The organism is Streptomyces sp. enrichment culture (assembly GCF_964272895.1).
GTDB lineage: Bacteria > Actinomycetota > Actinomycetes > Streptomycetales > Streptomycetaceae > Streptomyces.
The window spans coordinates 2,072,570-2,097,338 of the sequence record NZ_OZ186832.1 but is presented as its reverse complement, the minus strand read 5'-3'; the positions used below and the strand labels follow the sequence as shown (position 1 = coordinate 2,097,338).

The 24,769-nt window shown below is 70.2% G+C and carries 24 protein-coding genes and 1 riboswitch; of the genes, 17 read left to right on the top strand and 7 right to left on the bottom strand.

Going from position 1 to position 24,769, the window contains the following annotated elements:
• The first annotated feature begins 14 nt into the window (after positions 1-14).
• Complete coding sequence (locus ACSU6M_RS09515) at positions 15-347, top strand: outer membrane protein assembly factor BamB family protein (protein ID WP_437075073.1); 333 nt, start codon at positions 15-17, stop codon at positions 345-347.
• A 21-nt stretch (positions 348-368) separates the two neighbouring features.
• On the opposite strand, the gene nadA is transcribed toward ACSU6M_RS09515, so the two are convergent.
• Entirely contained in the window at positions 369-1,553 is a 1,185-nt protein-coding gene (gene nadA / locus ACSU6M_RS09510; protein ID WP_437068692.1) for a quinolinate synthase NadA, read from the bottom strand.
• Between the two features lie 332 nt (positions 1,554-1,885).
• On the opposite strand from nadA, the gene erpA reads away from it, so the two are divergent.
• A complete protein-coding gene (gene erpA, locus ACSU6M_RS09505; RefSeq protein WP_437068690.1) occupies positions 1,886-2,242 on the top strand; it encodes an iron-sulfur cluster insertion protein ErpA in 357 nt (118 codons plus the stop codon).
• 76 nt (positions 2,243-2,318) lie between these two features.
• Here erpA and ACSU6M_RS09500 read toward each other — a convergent pair whose 3' ends face one another.
• Together ACSU6M_RS09500 and ACSU6M_RS09495 are read right to left on the bottom strand one after the other, a co-directional pair.
• A complete protein-coding gene (locus ACSU6M_RS09500; RefSeq protein WP_437068688.1) occupies positions 2,319-3,863 on the bottom strand; it encodes a hypothetical protein in 1,545 nt (514 codons plus the stop codon).
• 149 nt (positions 3,864-4,012) lie between these two features.
• A complete protein-coding gene (locus ACSU6M_RS09495) occupies positions 4,013-4,225 on the bottom strand; it encodes a hypothetical protein (protein ID WP_437068686.1) in 213 nt (70 codons plus the stop codon).
• A 130-nt stretch (positions 4,226-4,355) separates the two neighbouring features.
• Here ACSU6M_RS09495 and ACSU6M_RS09490 point away from each other — a divergent pair, with 130 nt between their 5' ends.
• Complete coding sequence (locus ACSU6M_RS09490; protein WP_437068684.1) at positions 4,356-5,330, top strand: carbohydrate kinase family protein; 975 nt, start codon at positions 4,356-4,358, stop codon at positions 5,328-5,330.
• Between the two features lie 60 nt (positions 5,331-5,390).
• Here ACSU6M_RS09490 and ACSU6M_RS09485 read toward each other — a convergent pair whose 3' ends face one another.
• Positions 5,391-6,767, bottom strand: a complete 1,377-nt coding sequence (locus ACSU6M_RS09485; protein WP_437068683.1) for a cysteine desulfurase/sulfurtransferase TusA family protein — start codon at positions 6,765-6,767, stop codon at positions 5,391-5,393.
• Positions 6,768-7,027: 260 nt separating this feature from the next.
• On the opposite strand from ACSU6M_RS09485, the gene ctaC reads away from it, so the two are divergent.
• The 4 genes from ctaC to ACSU6M_RS09465 all read left to right on the top strand — a co-directional run bounded on the left by ctaC (position 7,028) and on the right by ACSU6M_RS09465 (position 11,536).
• Positions 7,028-7,990, top strand: coding sequence for an aa3-type cytochrome oxidase subunit II (ctaC, locus tag ACSU6M_RS09480; RefSeq protein WP_437068682.1), 963 nt, complete (start codon positions 7,028-7,030; stop codon positions 7,988-7,990).
• Complete coding sequence (ctaD, locus tag ACSU6M_RS09475; protein WP_437068680.1) at positions 7,987-9,726, top strand: aa3-type cytochrome oxidase subunit I; 1,740 nt, start codon at positions 7,987-7,989, stop codon at positions 9,724-9,726. Before ctaC ends, ctaD begins: the two co-directional genes overlap by 4 nt.
• Positions 9,723-10,121 (top strand): cytochrome c oxidase subunit 4, encoded by a 399-nt coding sequence (locus ACSU6M_RS09470; protein ID WP_437068679.1) that lies wholly within the window; start codon positions 9,723-9,725, stop codon positions 10,119-10,121. Before ctaD ends, ACSU6M_RS09470 begins: the two co-directional genes overlap by 4 nt.
• A 158-nt stretch (positions 10,122-10,279) precedes the next feature.
• Positions 10,280-11,536, top strand: coding sequence for an Ig-like domain-containing protein (locus ACSU6M_RS09465; protein ID WP_437068677.1), 1,257 nt, complete (start codon positions 10,280-10,282; stop codon positions 11,534-11,536).
• A 104-nt stretch (positions 11,537-11,640) separates the two neighbouring features.
• Here the strand turns inward: ACSU6M_RS09465 and ACSU6M_RS09460 are convergent, their stop codons facing one another.
• Positions 11,641-12,042, bottom strand: a complete 402-nt coding sequence (locus ACSU6M_RS09460) for a hypothetical protein (RefSeq protein WP_437068675.1) — start codon at positions 12,040-12,042, stop codon at positions 11,641-11,643.
• A 145-nt stretch (positions 12,043-12,187) separates the two neighbouring features.
• On the opposite strand from ACSU6M_RS09460, the gene ctaE reads away from it, so the two are divergent.
• The 6 genes from ctaE to ACSU6M_RS09430 all read left to right on the top strand — a co-directional run bounded on the left by ctaE (position 12,188) and on the right by ACSU6M_RS09430 (position 19,404).
• Positions 12,188-12,808: an aa3-type cytochrome oxidase subunit III gene (gene ctaE, locus ACSU6M_RS09455; protein ID WP_356552201.1), complete on the top strand. Its 621-nt coding sequence runs from the start codon at positions 12,188-12,190 to the stop codon at positions 12,806-12,808.
• 80 nt (positions 12,809-12,888) lie between these two features.
• Complete coding sequence (gene qcrC, locus ACSU6M_RS09450) at positions 12,889-13,701, top strand: cytochrome bc1 complex diheme cytochrome c subunit (protein ID WP_437068674.1); 813 nt, start codon at positions 12,889-12,891, stop codon at positions 13,699-13,701.
• The gene (gene qcrA, locus ACSU6M_RS09445) at positions 13,698-14,756 is read left to right on the top strand and encodes a cytochrome bc1 complex Rieske iron-sulfur subunit (protein ID WP_437068672.1); all 1,059 of its coding nucleotides are present in this window, start codon (positions 13,698-13,700) and stop codon (positions 14,754-14,756) included. The genes qcrC and qcrA overlap by 4 nt, the downstream gene beginning before the upstream one ends.
• A complete protein-coding gene (gene qcrB / locus ACSU6M_RS09440) occupies positions 14,753-16,414 on the top strand; it encodes a cytochrome bc1 complex cytochrome b subunit (RefSeq protein ID WP_437068671.1) in 1,662 nt (553 codons plus the stop codon). Before qcrA ends, qcrB begins: the two co-directional genes overlap by 4 nt.
• A gap of 122 nt (positions 16,415-16,536) precedes the next feature.
• Positions 16,537-17,601: an anthranilate phosphoribosyltransferase gene (gene trpD, locus ACSU6M_RS09435; RefSeq protein ID WP_437068669.1), complete on the top strand. Its 1,065-nt coding sequence runs from the start codon at positions 16,537-16,539 to the stop codon at positions 17,599-17,601.
• Positions 17,602-17,789: 188 nt separating this feature from the next.
• A riboswitch (SAM riboswitch) is annotated at positions 17,790-17,907 on the top strand.
• A 132-nt stretch (positions 17,908-18,039) separates the two neighbouring features.
• Complete coding sequence (locus tag ACSU6M_RS09430) at positions 18,040-19,404, top strand: aminotransferase class V-fold PLP-dependent enzyme (protein WP_437068667.1); 1,365 nt, start codon at positions 18,040-18,042, stop codon at positions 19,402-19,404.
• Positions 19,405-19,452: 48 nt separating this feature from the next.
• On the opposite strand, the gene ACSU6M_RS09425 is transcribed toward ACSU6M_RS09430, so the two are convergent.
• On the bottom strand, positions 19,453-19,734 hold the full coding sequence (locus ACSU6M_RS09425; protein ID WP_437068665.1) for an Lrp/AsnC family transcriptional regulator: 282 nt from the start codon (positions 19,732-19,734) through the stop codon (positions 19,453-19,455).
• Positions 19,731-20,474 carry a rhomboid family intramembrane serine protease gene (locus tag ACSU6M_RS09420; RefSeq protein WP_437068664.1) on the bottom strand — a complete coding sequence of 248 codons (744 nt, stop codon included), beginning with the start codon at positions 20,472-20,474 and terminating at the stop codon, positions 19,731-19,733. Before ACSU6M_RS09420 ends, ACSU6M_RS09425 begins: the two co-directional genes overlap by 4 nt.
• Positions 20,475-20,629: 155 nt before the next feature.
• Here ACSU6M_RS09420 and ACSU6M_RS09415 point away from each other — a divergent pair, with 155 nt between their 5' ends.
• From ACSU6M_RS09415 to ACSU6M_RS09400, 4 genes are all read left to right on the top strand, one after another.
• Positions 20,630-20,869, top strand: coding sequence for a hypothetical protein (locus ACSU6M_RS09415; RefSeq protein ID WP_352348351.1), 240 nt, complete (start codon positions 20,630-20,632; stop codon positions 20,867-20,869).
• Between the two features lie 37 nt (positions 20,870-20,906).
• Complete coding sequence (locus ACSU6M_RS09410; protein WP_437068661.1) at positions 20,907-22,256, top strand: NYN domain-containing protein; 1,350 nt, start codon at positions 20,907-20,909, stop codon at positions 22,254-22,256.
• Between the two features lie 248 nt (positions 22,257-22,504).
• Positions 22,505-23,545 (top strand): NlpC/P60 family protein, encoded by a 1,041-nt coding sequence (locus ACSU6M_RS09405; protein WP_437075071.1) that lies wholly within the window; start codon positions 22,505-22,507, stop codon positions 23,543-23,545.
• A gap of 202 nt (positions 23,546-23,747) precedes the next feature.
• On the top strand, positions 23,748-24,764 hold the full coding sequence (locus ACSU6M_RS09400; RefSeq protein WP_437068660.1) for an NlpC/P60 family protein: 1,017 nt from the start codon (positions 23,748-23,750) through the stop codon (positions 24,762-24,764).
• Positions 24,765-24,769: the final 5 nt, after the last annotated feature.

Here is a 24,769-nt window from a genome sequence, read left to right as displayed (position 1 = left end):
TCGGGCGGGATGCTGTGGTTCGTCTCCCAGGACGGGGTGGTGACCGCGGTGTCCCGCTCACCGGCGAGCAGCGGTGGCGGGCGCGGACCAGCCTGGAGCAGCCCGGCGAGGCCACCTACGACACCCGGACGGACACCGTCTACCTGGCCAGCGGCAGCGGCCGGGTCGCGGCCCTGGACGGGCGCGACGGCCGGGTCCGGTGGGAGACCCTGCCGCGGTCGGGCGGCTCGAACGGCATGGTCGCGCCGCGGGTGCTGCTGTACGACGGCGCGCTGGTGGTCACCGCGGGGGACACCGTCTTCTCCCTCGACCCCGCCGACCCCGAGCGGCGACCCGGCTCGGGGTGACGGCGGGCGGACCGGCCGCGGTTACGGCAGGGCGAGCATGCGCTCCAGGGCCAGCTTGGCGAACGCCTCGGTCTCCTTGTCGACCTCGATGCGGTTGACCAGGTTGCCCTCGGCCAGCGACTCCAGGGCCCAGACCAGGTGCGGGAGGTCGATGCGGTTCATCGTGGAGCAGAAGCAGACCGTCTTGTCGAGGAAGACGATCTCCTTGCCCTCGGGAGCGAAACGGTTCGCCAGGCGGCGGACCAGGTTCAGCTCGGTGCCGATGGCCCACTTGGAGCCGGCCGGGGCCGCCTCCAGCGTCTTGATGATGTACTCGGTCGAGCCGACGTAGTCCGCCGCGGCGACGACCTCGTGCCTGCACTCGGGGTGCACCAGGACGTTGACGCCCGGAATGCGCTCGCGCACGTCGTTGACGGAGTCCAGGCTGAAGCGGCCGTGCACCGAGCAGTGGCCGCGCCACAGGATCATCTTGGCGGCGCGCAGCTCCTCGGCGGTCAGCCCGCCGTTCGGCTTGTGCGGGTTGTAGACCACGCAGTCGTCCAGGGACATGCCCATGTCGCGGACGGCGGTGTTGCGGCCCAGGTGCTGGTCGGGCAGGAAGAGCACCTTCTCGCCCTGCTCGAACGCCCACTCCAGCGCCCGCTGGGCGTTGGAGGAGGTGCAGATGGTGCCGCCGTGCTTGCCGGTGAATGCCTTGATGTCGGCCGAGGAGTTCATGTACGACACCGGCACGACCTGCTCGGCGATCCCGGCCTCGGTCAGCACGTCCCAGCACTCGGCGACCTGCTCGGCGGTGGCCATGTCGGCCATCGAGCAGCCGGCGGCCAGGTCGGGCAGGACGACCTTCTGGTCGTCGGAGGTGAGGATGTCCGCGGACTCGGCCATGAAGTGCACACCGCAGAAGACGATGTACTCGGCCTCCGGGCGCGCGGCCGCGTCCCGGGCCAGCTTGAAGGAGTCGCCCGTGACGTCCGCGAACTGGATGACCTCGTCGCGCTGGTAGTGGTGGCCGAGCACGAAGACCTTGTCGCCCAGTTTCTCCTTGGCCGCGCGGGCACGCTCGACCAGGTCCGGGTCGGACGGCGAGGGCAGGTCACCGGGACACTCGACGCCGCGCTCGCTCCGCGGGTCGGCCTCGCGGCCGAGCAGGAGCAGGGCGAGGGGCGTCGGCTGTACGTCGAGCTCCTGGGTCTGGGCGGTGGTCACGACACGCACCTTCTGTTCTGCGGCTCGCCGGCCCGGGGAGTCGGGCCGGCGGGACATGCGGGACAAACTCTTCGACCTTTTCGTCGAAATGACGCTATCTATCATAACCGCTTCACGTCAGTTTGACGATGGCCATTGTGTCGATGTGACGTGAATCCCGATGCCGTCCCGGCAGGCGCGCGGCAGGACGTTTTCCGCTCACCGACCCGTGTGCGAGCATGAGGAGAAGGACCGGCCCGGCATGAAAAGAAGGACCGGCCCGGAATGAATCCGAGGCCCCGCCGGTTGCAACCGTCGGCAAGCAGTCTCCGTACAACCCGGGAGAGATGTAGATGTCCGTATCGGACGAGACCAGCACCGTCACCGACGGCATCATCCTGACCGACGCCGCCGCGGCCAAGGTCAAGGCCCTGCTCGACCAGGAAGGCCGTGACGACCTCGCCCTGCGCGTCGCCGTCCAGCCCGGCGGCTGCTCCGGCCTGCGCTACCAGCTCTTCTTCGACGAGCGCTCGCTCGACGGTGACGTGGAGAAGGACTTCGACGGTGTGAAGGTCGTCACGGACCGCATGAGCGCCCCGTACCTGGGCGGCGCCACGATCGACTTCGTGGACACGATCGAGAAGCAGGGCTTCACGATCGACAACCCCAACGCGACCGGCTCCTGCGCCTGCGGCGACTCCTTCAGCTGAGCCGAAGCCTGAACAACGACGACGGCGGCGGCCCCGGAGTGCGGGGGCGCCGCCGTCGCCGTTCCCGGACGCCCGCCTACGGCAGCCGCGCCCCCGGCTTCTCCAGCGGGATCCCCGTGCCGTCCGGACCGACCACCCGGCGCTCCCCGAGCGGCTCGTCGAGCTGCACGGTCCGGTGGTGCACCTTGGCGACGAGGATGCACACCTTGCCCGGCCAGGGCCGCTCCGTCACCGTCACCGTCACCCGGTCCGCGCTCTCGGCCGCCCGCACCTGGTAGTCCGCGCACACCCCGGCCGTGAACCGCACGGTCAGCTCCCGCCCCTCGGCCGTGTACGCCTCCACCGGCAGCTCACGCGCACTCGGCGCGGACGTCGGCTCGTCGGGCCCCGGCCCGGTCGGCCGCGGGCTCGGAGCCTCGGTCGGCCGGCCCGGCGGCACGCTCGACGGCTCCGGCGCGGTCAGGAACCGCGGCTGAACCGCCGGATGCGTCACCGTGAAGGTGTCCCCGGCCCCCGGCGCCCGCACCGTGAACAGCCACGACGGCACCAGCGTCTGCCGCCCCTGCACGGAGTGCGCCGCCAGCCCGAAGACCGCCTCGCGCACCTCGACGGTCTGCTTCTGCACCGGCTCGGGCTCACAGGGCGCGATCTGCCCCGACTCCTCCAGCGGCTCTGGGCTCGCACACCCGCCGACGCCCGAGCCCTGCCCGACCGACCCGGCGTTCATCCGCCTCAGCGTCTCCGCCGCACCCAGCACGGGGTACGTGTCGCCCTTCACCGGCGCCTTCAACTGCCCGTTGCCGCCGACGACCTCGCCGTCCACGCCGACCGTGATCCCGGTCGACCAGCCGTACGTCGGCAGACCGCCGATCACCGGATCGGCGTTGACCACCCGCTGCGCCCCGATGACCTGGCGCGCGTCGATCTTCGCGTCGTCCTGGCCGACCGCCTTCAGCACCGGCGCGGCCGCCTTGCGCGCGGTCTCCTCGCTCACCGGGTCGGCGGCCGGGGCCATGGGCCCGCGGTGCGGGCACCGGGGGGCGTCCGGCTTGCAGTTGTCCGTGCCGGGCGCGTACCGGTGGAACGTCCAGGTGCCCGGCGCCTGCCGGTTCACCTGGAGCGTCGGCCCGAACCCGTCCTTGGCGCCGATCCGCCACGCCTGCCCCTGGAGCACCGGCGTCCCCTCGACGTCCAGGGCGGCCGCGAGCCGGGCCACGTCGGTCCGGGTGACCTCGCCCTGCGGCCGGTACACCGGCGCCGCGTCCGGTCCGTCGGGCAGCTCGGCCGGGGCCTGGTAGACGACGCCGTTCGGGTCGGGCTCGCCCGGCGCGATGCCGCCGCCCTCGGAGTGGCCGTCGAGCGGGAGCGGCGGGGGAGTGCCGTCACCGCCCGGCGCGCCCGAGGCGGCGTCCTGGCCCGAGCCGCCGGACGCGGACGAGGCGAGGTAGGCGCCGCCGCCCGCGACGAGCAGCACGGCGGCGGCGACGCCGGCCACGACGGCCGGCGAACGGCGCCGCCCGGGCCGCTCCTCGGCCGGGGCCCCGCCGCTCTCGGGCGGGTCGGCCGCACCCGCGACGATGTCGTCGTCGCGATCGGGGTTGTCGGATCGCTCGGTGTTCACCGCATCGCTCCTGCTGCTGTGGAGGGTCGTGTCTCACATCCCCGTGTCGGGGGACGGCGATGAGACGCAGCGGGGGAGCGCGCGGTTCCCCGTGGATGCGCCGGTTCACCCCTCGGGGGAACCGGTGGGACGGGTGTGCGGGAAGTGGCTCAGTCCCCGTAGTCCGACATCGCGTCCAGCAGCCGGGCCGAGGCCGGCGGCACGGTCACCCCGTGGATGCTGGACGGCGGCACCGGACGGGCGTCCAGCCGGGCGGGGGCCGTCCAGTGCGGGGCCATCCGGGCGCAGTCGCCGCGCAGCGACGCCAGGTCGCCCTCGAGATCGGCCGGGGCGGGAGCGGCGGATGCCTTGAGGTTCGTCATGACCGCACCGTATGCATGACCTCGGTCACGAAGAAAGATCTACTATCGGGTAGTTTCGGCTGCTTCAAGGGTCCACCGCCCACCGGGTAGCGTGGACTGTCATTACCCCTCCACCCAGGAGTCCCACGCCGTGCGCATCGCAGTCACCGGCTCCATCGCCACCGACCACCTCATGACCTTCCCCGGCCGGTTCGCCGACCAGTTCGTCGCGGACCAGCTGCACACGGTCTCGCTGTCGTTCCTGGTCGACAACCTCGACGTCCGGCGGGGCGGCGTAGGCGCGAACATCGCGTTCGGCATGGGCCAGCTCGGCACCCGGCCGATCCTGGTCGGCGCGGCCGGCTTCGACTTCGACGAGTACCGGGCCTGGCTGGACCGGCACGGCGTCGACACCGGCTCGGTCCGTATCTCCGAGACCCTGCACACCGCCCGCTTCGTGTGCACCACGGACGCCGACCACAACCAGATCGGCTCCTTCTACACCGGCGCCATGAGCGAGGCCCGGCAGATCGAGCTGAAGACCGTCGCGGACCGCGTCGGCGGGCTCGACCTGGTCCTCATCGGCGCCGACGACCCCGAGGCGATGCTCCGCCACACGGAGGAGTGCCGCACACGGAACATCCCCTTCGCCGCGGACTTCTCCCAGCAGATCGCCCGCATGAACGGCGACGAGATCCGCATCCTGCTGGACGGGGCCACGTACCTCTTCTCCAACGAGTACGAGAAGGGGCTCATCGAGTCCAAGACCGGCTGGAGCGACGCCGAGATCCTCGGGAAGGTCGGCCACCGGGTGACGACCCTCGGCTCGCGCGGCGTCCGGATCGAGCGGGTCGGCGAGGACCCGATCGAGGTCGGCTGCCCCGAGGAGGAGCGCAAGGCCGACCCGACCGGTGTCGGCGACGCCTTCCGCGCCGGGTTCCTGTCCGGTCTGGCCTGGGGCGTCCCGCTGGAGCGCGCCGCTCAGGTGGGGTGCATGCTGGCGACTCTCGTCATCGAGACCGTGGGCACGCAGGAGTACCAGCTGCGCCGGGCGCACTTCATGGAGCGGTTCATGAAGGCGTACGGGCCGGAGGCCGCGGACGAGGTCCGGGAGTATCTGGGCTGACGTCGCCGTCCACGGGGCGCGGGGGGCCGAGCGCGCAGTTCCCCGCGACCCTCGGGCAGGTCACCTCACCCGGCGGACCAAGTACGCCGTCCCTTGTTCCGCCTTCTCCTCCCCTACGTACTCCTGGTCCCGCATCTCGCACCACGCCGGGATGTCCAGGCGGGCCGCCTCGTCGTCGGACAGAACCCGTACCAGACCCCCGACCGGCACATCGCCGATCACCTTGGCCAGTTCGATGACCGGGATCGGGCAGCGCTTGCCGAGGGAGTCGACGACCAGCTCCTCCTCGCGCACGACGGCGGAGGGCGTCGGCGCCCCCAGCTTCTCCCTCACCGCCGTCACCGCGGCCGGCAGGGCGTCCAGGAAGCCGTCGACGTCCTCGGAGACCGCGCCCACCGGCAGGGAGACGCGGACGTTGCCCTCGCTGAGGACGCCCATGGCCTTCAGGACATGGCTGGGGACCAGGGTGCTGCTGGTGCAGGACGAGCCCGACGACACCGAGAACCCCGCCCGGTCCAGCTCGTGCAGGAGGGCCTCGCCGTCGACGTAGAGGCAGGAGAAGGTGACGATGCCGGGCAGCCGGTGCTCCGGGTCGCCGACCACCTCCACGTCGGGCACCAGCCGCGGCACCCGCGTCCGGATCCGTTCCGTCAGCTCCCGCAGCCGTACGGCCTCCTGGGCGGCCTCGGCGCGTACGGCCCGCAGGGACGCCACGGCGGCCACGATCGCCGGGATGTTCTCGAACCCGGCGGCCCGCCCCGACTCCCGCTCGTCCACCGGCCCTTGGGCGGCGAACCGCACCCCCTTGCGCACCACGAGCAGCCCGACCCCCGACGGACCGCCCCATTTATGGGCACTCCCCGTCAGCAGGGACCACTCGCCCTCCACCGGCCCCCAGCCCAGCGACTGCGCCGCGTCCACCAGCAGCGGCACCCCGGCCGCCCGGCACACCTCGGCCACCTCCGCCACCGGCTGCACGGTCCCCACCTCGTGGTTGGCCGACTGCAGACACGCCAGCGCGGTGTCCTCCCGCAGCGCCCCGGCGTAGGCCGCCGGGTCCACCCTCGCGGTCCGGTCGACACCCACTCGAGTGACGGTGCCGCCCTCCTTCTCGTGCGCCTCGGCCGAATGGAGCACGGCGGAATGTTCGACCGCTGACACGATCAGGTGGCGTCCGACGCGCCGCCGCCCCGCCAGCGCCCCCGCCACGCCGGTGTGCAGGGCCCGCGTGCCGGAGGAGGTGAAGGAGAGTTCGTCGGGCCGACAGCCCACGGCTTCCGCGGCGGCCTCCCGCGCGGCGTCCAGCAGCATCCGAGCCCGCCGCCCCTCCCGGTAGAGCCGCGCGGGATCGGCCCACCCCTCGTCCAAAGAGGCCAACAGGGCCTGACGGGCAACAGGGTGGAGCGGGGCACTGGAAGCAGCATCGAAGTAGGACACACCTCAACGCTAGAACGCGGGGCCGGGGAACGTACTTCAGGGGCGCGGGGAACTGCGCGACAAGCCACGATGAGACCCGCAGCCGCCAAACCAGCGAACCACCCCCCTCAGTAGGCACCCCTCCCCGCGAACCCCCGGAGGGCGTCGGCTAGGGTTTGGTCCGCATAAACATCCAAACCCCTGCCCGACGCAGGGCGGCGACCGACCAGCGAGAAGGCCGCAGCCAATACGCGCGGGCGAGACTCTCGGGAAGGCGCTACGTGAGTCCCAACGGCTCCGACCGCTCGCCGCGGCGCCCGATGCGGCGGAAGCTGCTGCAGGCACTGACCGCGGGCCTGGTCCTGGCGACCGCCACCGGTTGCACATACAAGGACTTCCCCCGCCTTGGCATGCCCACCCCGACCACGGAAGAGGCTCCGCGGATCCTCTCCCTGTGGCAGGGCTCCTGGGCTGCCGCGCTCGCCGTCGGCGTGCTGGTGTGGGGTCTGATCATCTGGAGTGCGATCTTCCACCGGCGCAGCCGCACCAAGATCGAGGTACCTCCGCAGACCCGTTACAACGTGCCGATCGAGGCCCTGTACACGGTGGTCCCGATCATCATCGTCTCGGTCCTGTTCTACTTCACGGCCCGCGACGAGTCGAAGCTCCTCGACATGTCGAAGAAGCCCGACGTCACGGTCAACGTGGTCGGCTTCCAGTGGAGCTGGTGCTTCAACTACATCGAGAACGTCGAAGGTTCCGGCAGCGACGACGCCAAGACCGCCAAGGAACTGGACGCGATCCCGGACCGCTACCGCGACGCGTTCCCGGCGAACGCCAACGGTGTCTACACCTGCGGCATCCCCGGTGAGCGCAACCCGCAGACCGGCAACCCGGGCCCGACCCTGTGGCTGCCGAAGGGCAAGACGGTCCGCTTCATCCTGACCTCGCGTGACGTCATCCACTCCTTCTGGGTGGTGCCGTTCCTGATGAAGCAGGACGTCATTCCGGGCCACACCAACGCCTTCCAGGTGACCCCCAACCAGGAGGGCACCTTCCTGGGCAAGTGCGCCGAACTGTGCGGCGTCGACCACTCCCGGATGCTGTTCAACGTGAAGGTCGTCTCCCCGGAGCGCTACGAGCAGCACCTGAAGGACCTCGCCAAGAAGGGGCAGACCGGTTACGTTCCCGCGGGCATCGAGCAGACCGCCCATGAGAAGAACCGGGAGACGAACCAACTGTGAGCATCCTCAACGAACCTCAGGGTGCCGGAGCAGCCGAAGACTCGTACTACGAGAACGAGCTGCCTGTCCGGCGCAAGCAGCCCGGCAACGTCGTGGTGAAGTGGCTGACGACCACCGACCACAAGACGATCGGAACGCTCTACCTGGTCACGTCGTTCGCGTTCTTCTGCATCGGCGGCGTCATGGCGCTCTTCATGCGCGCCGAGCTCGCCCGTCCGGGTCTGCAGATGATGTCGAACGAGCAGTTCAACCAGGCGTTCACGATGCACGGCACGATCATGCTGCTGATGTTCGCGACGCCGCTGTTCGCCGGCTTCGCGAACTGGATCATGCCGCTCCAGATCGGTGCACCTGACGTCGCCTTCCCGCGGCTGAACATGTTCGCCTACTGGCTGTACCTGTTCGGCTCGCTCGTCGCCGTGGGTGGCTTCCTCACCCCGGACGGCGCCGCCGACTTCGGCTGGTTCGCCTACTCCCCGCTGTCGGACGCGGTCCGCTCGCCGGGCATCGGCGCCGACATGTGGATCATGGGTCTGGCCTTCTCCGGCTTCGGCACCATCCTCGGCTCGGTCAACTTCATCACCACGATCATCTGCATGCGCGCTCCGGGCATGACGATGTTCCGCATGCCGATCTTCACCTGGAACGTCCTGCTGACCGGTGTCCTGGTCCTGCTGGCCTTCCCGGTCCTGGCCGCGGCCCTGTTCGCGCTGGAGGCCGACCGCAAGTTCGGCTCGCACATCTTCGACGCGAGCAACGGCGGCGCACTGCTGTGGCAGCACCTCTTCTGGTTCTTCGGCCACCCAGAGGTGTACATCATCGCCCTGCCGTTCTTCGGCATCATCAGTGAGGTCATCCCGGTCTTCTCCCGCAAGCCGATGTTCGGCTACCAGGGTCTGATCGCGGCGACCATCGCCATCGCCGGTCTGTCCGTGACCGTGTGGGCGCACCACATGTACGTCACCGGTGGCGTGCTGCTTCCGTTCTTCTCCTTCATGACGTTCCTCATCGCCGTCCCGACCGGCGTGAAGTTCTTCAACTGGATCGGAACGATGTGGAAGGGCTCGCTGTCCTTCGAGACGCCGATGCTCTGGGCGACCGGCTTCCTGATCACCTTCACGTTCGGTGGTCTGACCGGTGTCATCCTGGCCTCGCCGCCGATGGACTTCCACATCTCGGACTCGTACTTCGTGGTGGCGCACTTCCACTACGTGGTGTTCGGCACCGTCGTCTTCGCGATGTTCTCCGGCTTCCACTTCTGGTGGCCGAAGTTCACCGGCAAGATGCTCGACGAGCGCCTCGGCAAGATCACCTTCTGGACGCTGTTCATCGGCTTCCACGGCACCTTCCTGGTCCAGCACTGGCTGGGTGCCGAGGGCATGCCGCGCCGTTACGCCGACTACCTGGCGGCCGACGGCTTCACCGCCCTGAACACGATCTCGACGATCAGCTCGTTCGTCCTCGGCGCGTCGATCCTGCCGTTCTTCTACAACATCTGGAAGACGGCCAAGTACGGCAAGCCCATCACCGTCGACGACCCGTGGGGCTACGGCCGCTCCCTGGAGTGGGCCACGTCCTGCCCGCCGCCGCGGCACAACTTCCTCACCCTGCCGCGGATCCGCAGCGAATCCCCGGCGTTCGACCTGCACCACCCTGAGATCGCCGCGCTCGAGCAGCTGGGCCACGGTGGTCAGGGCACCGCCGCGCTGGCGGGCGGCAAGGAGGCCGGCAAGTGAAGATCCAGGGCAAGATGTTCATGTGGCTGAGCGTCTTCATCCTCGCCATGGCCGTGTTCTACGGCGTGTGGTCGAAGGAGCCGGCCGGTACGACGGCGCTCTTCCTGGCCTTCGGCCTGTGCATCATGGTCGGCTTCTACCTCGGCTTCACGGCCAAGCGGGTCGACACCGGTGCCCAGGACAACAAGGAGGCCGACGTCGCGGACGACGCCGGTGAGCTGGGCTTCTTCTCCCCGCACAGCTGGCAGCCGCTGTCGCTGGCGGTCGGTGGCGCCCTGGCCTTCCTCGGTGTGGCCGTGGGCTGGTGGCTGCTGTACTTCGCCACGCCGATCATCCTGATCGGTGTGTGGGGCTGGGTCTTCGAGTACTACCGCGGTGAGAACCGCACCCAGTGACCCGCGCGGTGGGAACCGCGACCAGTAACACGCGCTGAGCGCTCCGGAACCCGGACACTCCGTCAGGAGGGTCCGGGTTCCTCCGTTTCGCCCACAGCGGGTCCTTCGTCCGGGTTACCCGGCGCGCCCCCGTTGACGAAGCTTCCTAGCGTGAGGGCATGAACATCCCTCCGCGCACCGTCGCCGGCTGCACCCTGCTGGTCATGACCCTCGGTCCGGCCGTCGCCGCCTGCGGCGGCGACGGCAACCCGCTGTCGGCGGCGCCGTACGACGCCGCGGACCAGGTCTCCTTCAACGCCCCCGAGGGCGACGGCAAGAAGGCCGACCCGGACAAGCCCCTGGAGATCACCTCGGAGGACTCCGACGGGCGGATCACCGACGTGGTGGCCGTGGACGCCGCAGGACGCCATGTGGCGGGCGAACTCGCCGCCGACGGCTCCCGGTGGCACAGCACCTCACCGCTGGCCGCAGACGCCCGTTACACGGTCCGGGTGAGCACCGAGGACGAGGACGGCGCCCCCGGCCGCAAGGTCTTCACCCTCGACACCGGCAAACCCCGCGCCCAGAAGCGCCTGGACGTCACCTTCGGCCCCAAGGCCGGCAAGTACGGCGTGGGCCAGCCCATCACCGCGGAACTGAGCCGACCCGTCCGGGACACGGCCCAGCGCGCCGTCGTCGAACGCGCCCTCAAGGTCGAGTCCACCCCCGCGGTGGACGGCGTCTGGCACTGGGTCGACGACAAGAAGCTGCACTACCGGCCCAAGGACTACTGGCCCACCAACGCCACCATCCGGGTCCGCAGCAATCTGCAGGGCATCAAGATCAGCGACCGGCTCTGGGGCGGCCGCGCCAAGCCGCTGACGATCACCACCGGCGACCGCGTCATCGCCGTCGCCGACGCCTCCTCGCACTGGATGACCGTCTACCGCAACGGCAAGGAGATCCAGTCCATCCCGGTCACCACGGGCAAACCCGGCTTCGAGACCCGCAACGGCGTCAAGGTCGTGCTGGGCAAGGAGTACTACGTACGCATGCGCGGTACCAGCATCGGCATCGCCGAGGGCTCCGCCGAGTCGTACGACCTGCCCGTCTACTACGCCACGCGGGTCACCTGGAGCGGCGAGTACGTCCACGCCGCCCCCTGGTCCGTCGGCTCCCAGGGCTACGCCAACGTCAGCCACGGCTGTGTCGGCATGAGCACCGGCAACGCCGAGTGGTTCTTCGACAACGTCCGCGAGGGCGACCTGGTCAAGGTCGTCAACTCCTACGGCGACACGATGGAGCCCTTCGGCAACGGCTTCGGCGACTGGAACCTCGACTGGAAGAAGTGGCGCGAGGGCAGCGCCCTGGTGGGCGGCAAGCCGGAGACCCCGAAACTGGAAGAAACGGCACGTCTCAGACCGACGGCTGTGTAGACGCCCTCAGGGGCGCGGGGCTGTGTCGATATGCGGCTGCCGCCGCGTGGGCGCGACAAGCCGCACCCGACCGCAGCCGCACACGATCCGTGCCCCGCGGACGCTCAGGCGCTCAACAACCGCTTGGACCGCAGCAGAGAGGCCAGCGCCGAGGCGAACTCCACCGGGTCCACCGGCAGCGTCACCGCCGCGTCGGCCCGGCTCCACGTGGCCAGCCACGCGTCCTGCGGCCGCCCGATGAGCAGCAGCACCGGCGGGCACTGGAACACCTCGTCCTTGACCTGCCGGCACATCCCCATGCCCCCCATGGGCACGGCCTCGCCGTCGAAGACGCACACGTCGATCCCGCCCTTGTCCAGCTCGCGCAGCACCGCCGCGGGCGTGGCGCACTCCACGAACTCGACGGACGGCACATCCGGCGCGGGCCGCCGGCCCGTGGCCAACCGCACCTGCTCGCGGGTGTTGGAGTCGTCGCTGTAGACCAGCACGGTGGCGGTCGGCTGCATGGTTCCTCCGAGACGTCAGCGTCGTACGGACGGGTCCGATGGCTCGGATGCTACTCCCATGAACACCACGTCAACACCGGTTCGGAAGGCGGCAACACTCCGAACGGCACCCCCCGGAGTGAGGGCGGGATAAGCGACCGACATAATGTCGGTCGTGGCGACAGCAACGACAGTAGAAACCGGGCACGCGCACCCGTCGGTCAACAGGCCGAACCTCACCAGCGTCGGAACCATCATCTGGCTGAGTTCCGAGCTGATGTTCTTCGCGGCCCTCTTCGCGATGTACTTCACCCTGCGATCGGTGACCGGACCCGACTTCTGGTCGGAGAAGGCCGACGCCCTGAACTTCCCGTTCTCGGCGACGAACACCACGATCCTGGTGCTCTCCTCCCTCACCTGCCAGCTCGGCGTCTTCGCCGCCGAGCGCGGTGACGTCAAGAAGCTCCGGATGTGGTTCATCGTCACCTTCGTGATGGGTGCGATCTTCATCGGCGGCCAGGTCTACGAGTACACCGAGCTGGTGAAGCACGAGGGCCTCTCGCTCTCGTCGGACCCGTACGGCTCGGTCTTCTACCTGACCACCGGCTTCCACGGCCTGCACGTGACGGGCGGTCTCATCGCCTTCCTGCTGGTCCTCGGGCGTACCTACGCGGCCCGCAGGTTCACTCACGAGCAGGCGACGGCCGCCATCGTCGTGTCCTACTACTGGCACTTCGTCGATGTCGTCTGGATCGGCCTCTTCGCCACGATCTACATGATCAAGTAGCCGGAACCGATCACCCGCGCGTTCCCGAAGCGCACACCACAGAAGCATCGACGCAGAAGATCCTGACACCGGGGTAATCCGTGAAAAAGCTCTCCGCACGACGACGCCATCCGCTGGCGGCGGTCGTCGTCCTACTCCTCGCGCTGGCGGCCACTGGGGGGCTGTACGCCGCGTTCGCGCCCGCGGACAAGGCACAGGCCGAAGAGACCGCCCAGTCCCTGACCATCGACGAGGGCAAGAAGCTCTACGCCGTCGGCTGCGCCAGCTGCCACGGCACCGGCGGTCAGGGCACCTCCGACGGACCCAGCCTGGTCGGCGTGGGCGCCGCGGCCGTCGACTTCCAGGTGGGTACCGGCCGCATGCCGGCCGCGACCTCCCAGGGCGCCCAGGTCCCGCGGAAGAAGAAGGTCTACTCGCAGGCCGAGATCGACCAGCTCGCGGCGTACATCGCCTCGCTGGGCGCCGGTCCGTCCGTCCCGACGGAGGAGCAGTACGGCCCCGAGGGCGCTGACGTCGCCAAGGGCGGCGAGCTGTTCCGCAACAACTGCGCGCAGTGCCACAACTTCACCGGCAAGGGCGGTGCGCTCACCAAGGGCAAGTTCGCGCCGAGCCTTGAGGGCGTCGACCCGAAGCACATCTACGAGGCCATGCAGACCGGCCCGCAGAACATGCCCTCCTTCCCCGACACCACTCTGTCGGAGCAGAACAAGAAGGACATCATCGCGTACCTCGACGCGGTCAACGGTGAGGACACCGAGTCCCCGGGCGGTCTGGAGCTGGGCGGTCTCGGGCCGGTCAGCGAGGGCCTGTTCGGCTGGATCTTCGGCCTCGGCTCGCTGATCGCGGTCGCCGTGTGGGTCGCCGCTCGGACCGCAAAGGCCAAGAAGTCATGAGTAGCCAAGACATTCCTGAAGAGAACCTGCCCGCTGAGCAGGGCACCGCGCACGGCGCGGTGAGCACCGCGGACGAGAAGAACCCGTTCGCGGACCCGGGCCTGCCGCCCCACGAGCACCGGATCCAGGACATCGACGAGCGGGCCGCCAAGCGGTCCGAGCGCACGGTCGCCCTGCTGTTCACGGTGTCGATGCTGGCCACCATCGGCTTCATCGCGTCGTACGTGGCGATCCCGCACGACAAGTCGGTCTACATCTTCCCGATCGGTCACCTCAACGCGCTGAACTTCGCGCTGGGTCTGACCCTCGGCACGGCGCTGTTCTGCATCGGCGCGGGCGCGGTCCACTGGGCCCGCACCCTGATGTCCGACGTGGAGATGACCGACGAGCGCCACCCGATCGAGGCGTCCCCCGAGCTGCGTGCGCAGATCTTCGAGGACTTCCGGCAGGGCACCGAGGAGTCGGGGATCGGCCGTCGCAAGCTGATCCGCAACACCATGCTCGGCGCGCTCACCCTGGTGCCGCTGACCGGCCTGGTGCTGCTGCGCGACCTCGGCCCGCTGCCCGAGGACAAGCTGCGTCACACCCTGTGGCGCAAGGGCAAGCTGCTCGTCAACATGAACACGGGCGAGCCGCTGCGTCCCTCCGACGTCGCCGTCGGCTCGCTGACCTTCGCCAAGCCGGAGGGCCTGGAGGAGCACGACCACTCCTTCCAGAACGAGATCGCCAAGGCGGCCCTGATGATCGTCCGGCTCAAGCCGGAGGACATCAAGGACAAGCGCGAGCTGGAGTGGTCGCACGAGGGCATCGTCGCGTACTCCAAGATCTGCACCCACGTCGGTTGCCCCATCTCGCTGTACGAGCAGCAGACGCACCACGTGCTGTGCCCCTGCCACCAGTCCACCTTCGACCTTTCCGACGGCGCCCGGGTCATCTTCGGTCCCGCCGGCCACGCCCTGCCGCAGCTGCGCATCGGCGTGAATGACGAGGGCTACCTTCAGGCGCTCGGCGACTTCGAAGAGCCCGTCGGCCCTGCCTTCTGGGAGCGCGGATGAGCACCAACGAGAACCACACCGCGACCTCAGCCGCCGAGCCGGCCGGTCGCACGCGCGGGAAGGCACCGGCCGGCGAGCGCATCGCCGACTGGGCCGACGGCCGACTGGGGATCTACTCCCTGGCCAAGGCCAACATGCGCAAGATCTTCCCCGACCACTGGTCGTTCATGCTGGGTGAGATCTGCCTCTACAGCTTCATCATCATCATCCTCACGGGTGTGTATCTGACGCTGTTCTTCCACCCGTCGATGAACGAGGTGGAGTACCACGGCACCTATGTGCCGCTGCAGGGGCAGCTGATGTCGGAGGCGTTCGCCTCCACGCTGGAGATCAGCTTCGACGTCCGCGGCGGTCTGCTCATCCGGCAGATCCACCACTGGGCGGCGATCATCTTCCTCGCCGGCATGTTCGTGCACATGATGCGCGTGTTCTTCACGGGCGCGTTCCGCAAGCCGCGCGAGATCAACTGGCTGTTCGGCTTCCTGCTGTTCGTCCTGGGCATGTTCACCGGTTTCACCGGCTACTCGCTCCCGGACGACCTGCTCTCCGGCACCGGTGTCCGCTTCACGCAGGGCGCGATCCTGTCCGTGCCGATCGTCGGCACGTACATCTCGATGTTCCTGTTCGGCGGGGAGTTCCCGGGCACCGACTTCGTGGCCCGCTTCTACTCGATCCACATCCTGCTGCTGCCGGGCATCATGCTCGGTCTGGTGGTCGGCCACCTGATCCTGGTCTTCTACCACAAGCACACCCAGTTCGCGGGCCCCGGCAAGAGCAACAAGAACGTCGTCGGCATGCCGCTGCTGCCGGTCTACATGGCCAAGGCCGGAGGCTTCTTCTTCCTGGTCTTCGGTGTGACCGCGGCGCTGGCCGGCATCGCGTCCGTCAACCCGATCTGGGCCCTGGGCCCCTACCGTCCGGACATGGTGTCCACCGGCGCCCAGCCCGACTGGTACATGGGCTTCGCCGAGGGCCTGATCCGTGCCATGCCGGGCTGGGAGATCAACCTGTGGGGTCACACGCTGGTCCTCGGCGTGTTCATCCCGCTGGTGCTCTTCGGTGTGTTCCTCGCGGCGATCGCGGTGTACCCGTTCATCGAGGCGTGGGTCACCGGGGACAAGCGCGAGCACCACATCCTGGACCGTCCGCGCAACGCCCCGACGCGCACCGCGTTCGGTGTCGCCTGGGTCACCGCCTACATGATCATGCTGATCGGCGGTGGCAACGACATCGTGGCCACGCACTTCCACCTGTCGATCAACGCGGTCACCTGGTTCGTCCGGATCGGCTTCTTCGCCGGCCCCGTCATCGCGTTCGTGGTCACCAAGCGGATCTGCCTCGGCCTGCAGCGCCGCGACCGGGACAAGGTCCTGCACGGTCGCGAGACCGGCACGATCAAGCGCCTGCCGCACGGTGAGTACATCGAGGTGCACGAGCCGCTCAGCCAGGAGCAGCTGCACACGCTCACCGCGCACGAGCAGTACAAGCCGGCCGAGATCGGCCCCACGGTCGACGAGAACGGCGTCCAGCGCAAGGTGAAGGGCTCCGAGAAGCTGCGCGCCAAGCTCAGTAAGGCGTACTTCGGCGAGGACGCCCAGATCCCCAAGCCGACCGTCGAGGAGTACAAGGAGATCACGAGCGGCCACGGCCACCACTGATCACTGCGTTCGCCACGCCACAGCGAAGGGCCCCCGTCCGGTGTTCGGACGGGGGCCCTTCGCCGTGCGCCGGGCTGGATAGGCTGGGGATCACACTCTCTTACGACACTCAGGAGCGGCTGATGAGCGCTGTGACCCCCGCTGGAGGCGACACCGCGGCGGGCCGTTCCTGGCCTCAGGTCCTGAACGCCCTGCTGGATGGACACGACCAGAGCGCCGAGGCGACCGCCTGGGCGATGGACCGGATCATGCGCGGCGAGGCCACCGACGCGCAGATCGCCGGGTTCGCGGTGGCGCTGCGCGCCAAGGGCGAGACGGTCGACGAGATCACCGGTCTGGTCCGGGCGATGTACGAGCACGCCAACGTCATCGAGGTCCCCGGCGCCACCGTCGACATCGTCGGCACCGGCGGCGACGGGGCGAAGACGGTGAACATCTCCACCATGTCCTCCATCGTGGTGGCCGGCACCGGCGCGAAGGTCGTCAAGCACGGCAACCGTGCCGCGTCCTCCGCCTCGGGCGCCTCCGACGTGCTGGAGAAGCTCGGTGTCAACCTGGAGCTCACCCCCCAGCGGGTGGCCGAGGTCGCCGAGGAGGCCGGGATCACCTTCTGCTTCGCGGTGAAGTTCCACCCGGCGCTGCGGCATGTGGCGGCCGCCCGCGGCCAGCTCGGCATCCGCACCACCTTCAACTTCCTGGGTCCGCTGACCAACCCCGCCAAGGTGAAGGCGCAGGCGGTCGGCGTGGCCGACGCGCGCATGGCGCCGATCGTCGCCGGGGTCTTCGCCGAGCGCGGCAACTCCTCCCTCGTCTTCCGCGGCGACGACGGACTCGACGAGCTGACCACCACCTCCACGTCCCGTGTCTGGGTGGTCCGCGACGGCAAGGTCACCGAGGAGACCTTCGACCCCCGCGAGGTCGGCATCGAGCTGGTCCCGGTGGAGGCGCTGCGCGGTGCGGACGCCTCCTACAACGCGGAGGTGGCCCGCCGGCTGCTCGACGGCGAGACCGGCCCCGTGCGTGACGCCGTCCTGCTCAACTCGGCCGCCGCGCTGGTGGCGTTGGCGCCGACGGACGCGCCGCTGGCCGAGCAGATCCGCGCCGGGATGGCGAGGGCCGCGGAGGCGATCGACTCGGGGGCGGCCAAGCGGGTACTGGAGCGGTGGGTGGCCGCGAGCAACGCGTAGCTGCGCGGGCAGCTCCGCTGGGGGAACCGCGTCGGCCGTCGATTGTCTGCGGCTTCGTCGTGGCTGGTCGCGCAGTTCCCCGCGCCCCCTCAAGGGCGTTGCCGGACTCGGTGTTCGGCAGCGCCCTTGTCCCGTTATCCGGACAGCGGTTGCGGGGCGGCGATCTTTTCGTCTAGGTTCCTGTACCAGGTCATGAGTGACAGTCATGAGGCCCCGGCCGACTGTCCGGCAACCCTCCGTCCGTGGCGGGGTGCCCCGGGTGAAGACCAGGTCGTACGGCAGCAGGGCCTACGGCAAGCGCGGACCCCTCGCGAAACCAGGGGTCCTGGGTCGTTCGAGGGAGTCTTCCGTGAGCAAGCGAATGCGTTAGGGCCGCAGAGCCCCGCCTCCGCATCCCCTTTTTCTCTCTTCTTCTCTCATCCTCACGGGAGTTCCGCCATGTCTGTCTCCACCGCTGCCGCCGATCAGTCCGTTTGTGCCCCTCTGCCCGTTCTGGGGCGGAACGTCACCGTCCCGCTCGTCACCGGTGGCGAGGTCGCCTACGCGGCCCTCGACTACGCGGCCAGCGCGCCCGCGCTCCAGCGGGTGTGGGACGACGTGGCGGCCTACGCCCCGTACTACGGGAGCGTGCACCGCGGTGCCGGGTATCTCTCGCAGCTGTCCACGGACCTGTTCGAGAACGCCCGCACGACCGTCGCCGAGTTCCTCGACTGCCGCGCCGACGACCAGGTGGTCTTCACCCGCTCCACCACCGACTCCCTGAACCTGCTGGCCCGCGCCCTGCCGGCCGGCTGCCAGGTCTTCGTGTTCGAGACCGAGCACCACGCCTCGCTGCTGCCCTGGCAGGACGCGGCCCAGGTCACCTACCTCAACGCCCCGCGCACCCCTCGGCAGGCCGTCGAGACCCTGGAGCGCGCCCTCGCCGACCGTGACCCCTACGGCCCGGCCCTGGTCTGCGTCACCGGCGCCTCCAACGTCACCGGCGAGCTGTGGCCGGTGCGCGAGCTGGCCGCGGCCGCGCACGCGCACGGCGCCCGGATCGTCCTGGACGCCGCCCAGCTGGCTCCCCACCACCCGGTGAGCGTGCGCGACCTGGACGTGGACTGGGTCGCCTTCTCCGGGCACAAGCTGTACGCCCCGTTCGGCTCCGGTGTGCTGGCCGGCCGCGCCGACTGGCTGCGCGAGGCCGAGCCCTACCTCGCGGGCGGCGGCGCCAGCCGCAAGGTCAGCCGCCGCGAGGACGGGGGCGTGGCCGTCGAGTGGCACGAGAGCGCGGCGCGGCACGAGGCCGGCTCCCCGAACGTCATCGGCGCCTACTCCATCGCCTCGGCCTGCAAGGCCCTGACCGAGGCCGGCTGGGACACCCTCGTCGCCCGCGAGCAGCACCTGATCGACAGGGTCCGTGAGGGCCTGGCCGAGGTGCCCGAGGTCAGGATCCTCTCGCTCTTCGGCGACGACGCCCCGCGGGTCGGCGTGATCTCCTTCGTCGTGGAGGGCTGGAACAGCTCCCACTTCGCCGCCGCCCTGTCCGCCGAGTACGGCATCGGCGTGCGCGACGGCCTCTTCTGCGCCCACCCGCTCGTCCGCACCCTGCTGGGCAGCGACCCCCAGACCCAGGGCGAGTGCGGCGCCCCCGAGGCCGCGCCGGGCGAGAAGTCCCTCAACGCCATCCGCGTGAGCTTCGGCGCGGGAACGCCGGACGAGCACGTGGAGCGGTTCGTGAGCGCGGTGAGGGAGCTGGTCACCGACGGCGCGAAGTGGACGTACCGGACGGAGGACGGCCGCTGCGTCCCGGCGGTCTGATCCGGGTGTCCTCAGGGGCGGCGTCCGCGGGGCGCGGGAACCGCGTCGTCAGGAATCCAGCCCGATGGCGAAAGCGGCCTCAAGGTCGTGCTGGGAGTACGTCCGGAAGGCCACATGCGTGTCCGTGGCCTCCACCCCCGGAATCTTGCTGATCCGGCCCGGAATGACCTCGGCCAGATCCTCGTGCTGCTTCACCCGCACCATGGCGATCAGGTCGTACGTGCCCGTGACGGAGAAGACCTCGCTCACGCTGTCCAGCGAGGCGATCTGCTCGGCGATCTCGGGGATCCGGTCCACGCTGGTCTTGATCAGGACGATCGCGGTGATCACGGCTGGTTCTCTCCCTCGGGGGCCGGAGCTGGGGCGGCCTTCACTTTAGTCGTACGACCGTGACGCGCCCACGCGTAGACGAAGCCCAGCCCGAAGCCCACCAGGTGGGCCAGATAGGCCACCCCCGGACCGTCGCCGGCCCGTCCCGCCGCCAGCCACTGCAGCGCGGCCCAGAAGGGCAGCACCACCCAGGCGGGGAACCGCAGCGGCAGGAAGAACAGGAACGGCAGCAGACTGGTCACCCGCGCCCGGGGGAACAGGCACAGGAACGCCCCGAGCACCGCCGAGATCGCCCCGGACGCCCCCACCAGCGACTGCCCGGAGCCGGCGTTGGCGGCCGCGTAGCCCAGCAGGGCGAGGTAGCCGCAGCCCAGATAGAAGAGGGTGAACTCCACGCGGCCCAGACGTTCCTCCGTCATCACCCCGAAGACGTAGAGGAACAGCATGTTGCCCAGCAGATGCACCCAGCTGCCGTGCACGAACAGGGCCGTCGCCGGGGTCAGCGCGGCCCTGGCGGAGCCCTCGAACAACTCGGCCGGGACCACTCCCCAGCGCCGGAAGTAGGCCCGCTGGGCCAGCATCAGCTCGTCACCGGTGCCGTACGCCGGATTCAGCCCCGAGGCGGGGCCGATCAGGAAGATCAGACAGCACAGTCCGATCAGCGCGTACGTCACCGGCGCCGCCGGGCGCCGCATCGCCCGGGCCGCCCGCCCGGCCGCCCCGTTCCAGTCTCCGATCATGAACACAGAGCATGGCGTAACCGGACGCATGCGCACAGATCGCCTCGCCGCCGTGGACACACGGGCATGGCGGCGTCGGCAGGCCGTAGGGTTACGAGCCACACGCGCCGCGCAGCCGGCGCATCACGGACACTAGAAGGAAGCGAACAGTCACGATGACGGTTCCCCTGCCGACCGCCACGACCCGGTGGCGCTGCACCCTGTGCGGCAACCTCACCCGCTTCGACGTGACCCGCTCGTCGAAGGTCGTGGAGTACGTCCACCTCGACCTGGCCGGCGAGCCGAGCGTGGAGGAGCGCGAGGTGGTCAGTGAGACCATCGAGTCGGTCCGCTGCCGGTGGTGCAACGCGGTGGACCAGGTGGAACTCGTGGACAGGCCGGGTGCCGGCTCCTGACGGGAGCGGGCCCCGCACAGGCATTGGGGTGTGACGGATGGTGGAGACCGCAGGCGGGGGGCCGGGCGACGGCGCCGCTGAGGTGCTCGACCGTCCGCTGCCCGACGGTGTGCGGCGCCGGGTCGTGCAGATCGTCTCGGACGGCTTCGGCGGGCTGACCGTCGCCGAACTGCCCGCACAGCTCAGGCAGTACGCCCGGTTCGCCCCGAACCGCCGAGCCAAGTTCGCGGGCAACGCGATGGCCGCCGCGCTGGAGACCGACCCGCTCTTCCGGCAGCGGATCGGCGAGAAGCTCCGCGAGGCCCAGCCCGAGCTGACCGGCGCGCTCGACTCCGGGGCGCCTCCGGCCGCGGCGGACCCGCTGGACGTGGCCGCCGCGGCCTACGTCCTGCGCCCCACCGGCTGGGTGAAGCTGGTGACGGCCGCCGGCGAGGAGGCCCAGCGCGCCGACGCCGAACGCGCCGACGAGGAGAGCCGGGCGGAACTGGAGCGGCTGCGCACCGAACTGGCCGCCGCGCGGGAGCACACCCGTACCGAGACCGAGCGGCTGCGCACCGAACTGGAAGCCGCTCGCAAGGAAGCCGAATCGCTTCACCGCAAACTCCGTGCCGCGCTCAGCGACGTCAAGCGCGGCGAGGCCGCGCTGCGCAAGGCGCAGGCCGAGATGGACGCCGTACGGGCCGACGGGCATGCGCAGGTGTCCGCCGCCGAGAGCGAGGCCCGGCGGCTCAAGGCGCGGCTGGGGGAGACCGAGGCCGCCCTGGAGGCCAGCCGCAAGGCGGCCCGCGAGGGGCGCAGCGTCGAGGACATGCGGGTGCGGCTGCTGCTCGACACCGTGCTGGACGCGGCGCAGGGGCTGCGCCGGGAGCTCGCCCTGCCGCCGGTGTCGGTGCGGCCCGCGGAGACCGTGGACGCCGTCGAGCCGGGGCGGATGACGCCGAAGGACATCGCCGCGCGGGCGCTGAGCGAGGACGACCCGGCGATCCTGGACCAGTTGCTGGCGCTGCCGCAGGCGCATCTGGTGGTCGACGGCTACAACGTCACCAAGACCGGCTATCCGCAGATGCCGCTGGAGAAGCAGCGCCTCAGGCTGCTCGGCCAGCTCTCGCAGCTCGCCGCGCAGACCGGGGCCGAGGTCACCTGTGTCTTCGACGGGGCCGAACTGGCCGCGCCGGTGCTGCTCGCGCCGCCGCGCGGGGTGCGGGTGCTGTTCTCCAAGCCGGGGGTCACCGCGGACGAGCTCATCCGCCAGCTGGTGCGGGCCGAGCCGCCGGGACGGCCGGTCATCGTCGTCTCCACCGACCGCGAGGTGGCCGACGGGGTGGCTCGGGCGGGGGCGCGGCCGGTGGCGTCGGCGGTGCTGCTGAAGCGGTTCTCGCGCGGCTGAGCCCGCACGGCGTATGCCCCATCGGCAACCTACGCACCATCGGCAACGTACAAGCGCATTGCCCGAATTGGGCTGTTCGTCACTCAACGTAGCGTCAAGCACGCATCACTGCACGTGAGTTGTGGGCAAAGAATGCGCTCCGTGAGGGAGTTTTTCGGTCGGGGATTTGAACTGATCACAATGAGGTCACTAGGTTTAGCCCTCGAATCTCCGATCGGGTGATCACTCACAAGAAGGAGTCCACCCTCGTGGCGTCCCACCGTCGACCCAAGCAGCCCAGTCGCGCACGTGTGACCGTGCTGACCACCGCAGCCGCCGCTGCCGTCGCCCTCGGCACCCAGGCCGCCAACGCGGCGCCGAGCGAGAAGCCGACCAAGGACGAGGTCAAGGCGAAGGTCGACAAGCTCTACGAGCAGGCCGAGCACGCCACGGAGAAGTACAACGGGGCCAAGGAGAAGCAGGGGAAGCTCCAGAAGGAGATCTCCACGATCCAGGACGACGTGGCCCGCGGCCAGGAGGAGCTCAACGAGCTGCGCGAGGGCCTGGGTTCGATGGCCAGCGCCCAGTACCGCAGCGGCGGTATCGACCCGTCCGTGCAGCTGTTCCTCTCCTCCGACCCGGACGACTACCTCGACAAGGCGTCCACGCTCGACCAGTTGAGCGCCCAGCAGGTCGACGCGCTGAAGAAGATCCAGGACAAGCAGCGCGAGCTCGCCCAGCAGCGCGCCGAGGCTGGCGAGAAGCTCAAGGACCTCTCCGCCACCCGCGAGGAGCTGGGCAAGAAGAAGAAGGAGGTCCAGGGCAAGCTCGCCGAGGCGCAGGAACTGCTCAACACCCTGACCGCCGAGGAGAAGGCCGCCCTCGCCGCCGAGGAGGAGCGGGCCAGCCGCTCCGCCGCCGAGCGCGTGGAGCTCGGCAACAGCGTGCCCGCCTCGGGCCGGGCCGCCGCGGCGTTCTCCGCCGCCCAGAGCAAGCTCGGCACGCCCTACGTCTACGGCGCCACCGGCCCGTCCGCCTTCGACTGCTCGGGCCTGACCTCCTGGGCCTACGCGCAGGCCGGCGTCTCCATACCGCGCACCTCCGAGGCGCAGGCCAACTACGGCACCCGGATCTACTCGCAGAGCGACCTCCAGGTCGGCGACCTGGTCTTCTTCTTCAACGACCTGCACCATGTGGGCCTGTACGCCGGCAACGGCCAGGTCATCCACGCCCCGCGCCCGGGCACGGTGGTCCGCTACGAGTCGTTCGGCACCATGGGCGGTCCCTTCATGTGGGGCGTCCGGGTCTGACCCGGCCCTTCATGATCGGGACACCGCAGCCGCCCGAACGGGCGAATCGCGCGGACGCGTTCTGACCCCACGCCCCGCCGCTGACCTGCGTCGGCGGCGGGGCGTCACCGTGCGTGCCCACGAAGGTCTTTGGCCGGTGCCCCGCCCTGGGGTTACTGTCTGCCGCGTTTCCAGCCAGCCAGTGGAAGGAGCGCGTCCCGTCGTGGGCTCTCACCGCCGCCTTGCACCGTCCGGGTTCGGCCGGGGGATCGGCGCCCTGTGCGCCGTGTCCGCCGCGGCCCTCGGCGCCGTACCCGCCGCCCCGTCCGCGGTGGCCGCGCCGCACGACGACACCCGAGCCGAGGTGGACCGCCTCTACGCGCAGGCGGAGAAGGCGACCGAGGCCTTCAACAAGGCCGACGAGCGCGCCGACGCGCTGCGCGAGCAGGTGAGCGACGCGCAGGACCGCATCGCCCGCCAGCAGGACCGCGTCAACACCATGCGGGAGGCGCTCGGTTCGCTGGCCGGCGCCCAGTACCGCTCCGGCGGCATCGACCCCTCCGTTGCCCTGCTGTTCGCCGACGACCCCGACGACTACCTGGACAAGGCCGCCGTCCTGGACCGGATCACCGCCCGCCAGGCCGGACAGCTGGAGGACCTCCAGGGCGCGCTGCGCGAACTGGCCCAGGAACGTGCGGAGGCGGCGGACCGGCTGGAGCAGCTGGAGCGCAGCCGCAAGGCGGTGGCCGCGCACAAGCGCGCGGTCGAGCGGAAGCTCGCCCGCGCCAGGGAACTGCTCAACTCCCTGTCCGAGGCCGACCGCGCCGCCTACGACCGCGCCTCCCGCTCCGGCCGCTCGGGCCTGCCCGACCTCTCCGGCGCCGCCCCCGCCTCGGGCCGCGCGGCCGCCGCCGTGGCCGCCGCCCAGTCGGCGCTCGGCAAGCCGTACGTGTGGGGCGCCAACGGGCCCGGCGGCTTCGACTGTTCCGGCCTGATGCAGTGGTCGTACGCGCAGGCCGGCGTCGCCCTGCCGCGCACCTCGCAGGGGCAGCGCTTCGCGGGCCGCCAGGTGCCGCTGTCCCAGGCGCAGCCCGGGGACCTGGTCACCTACCGCTCCGACGCCAGCCATGTGGGCATGTACGTGGGCAACGGCCAGGTGATCCACGCCCCCTACCCGGGCGCCCCGGTGCGCTACGACCCGGTCGGGATGATGCCGATCGCCTCGGTGACCCGGGTCTGATTCCG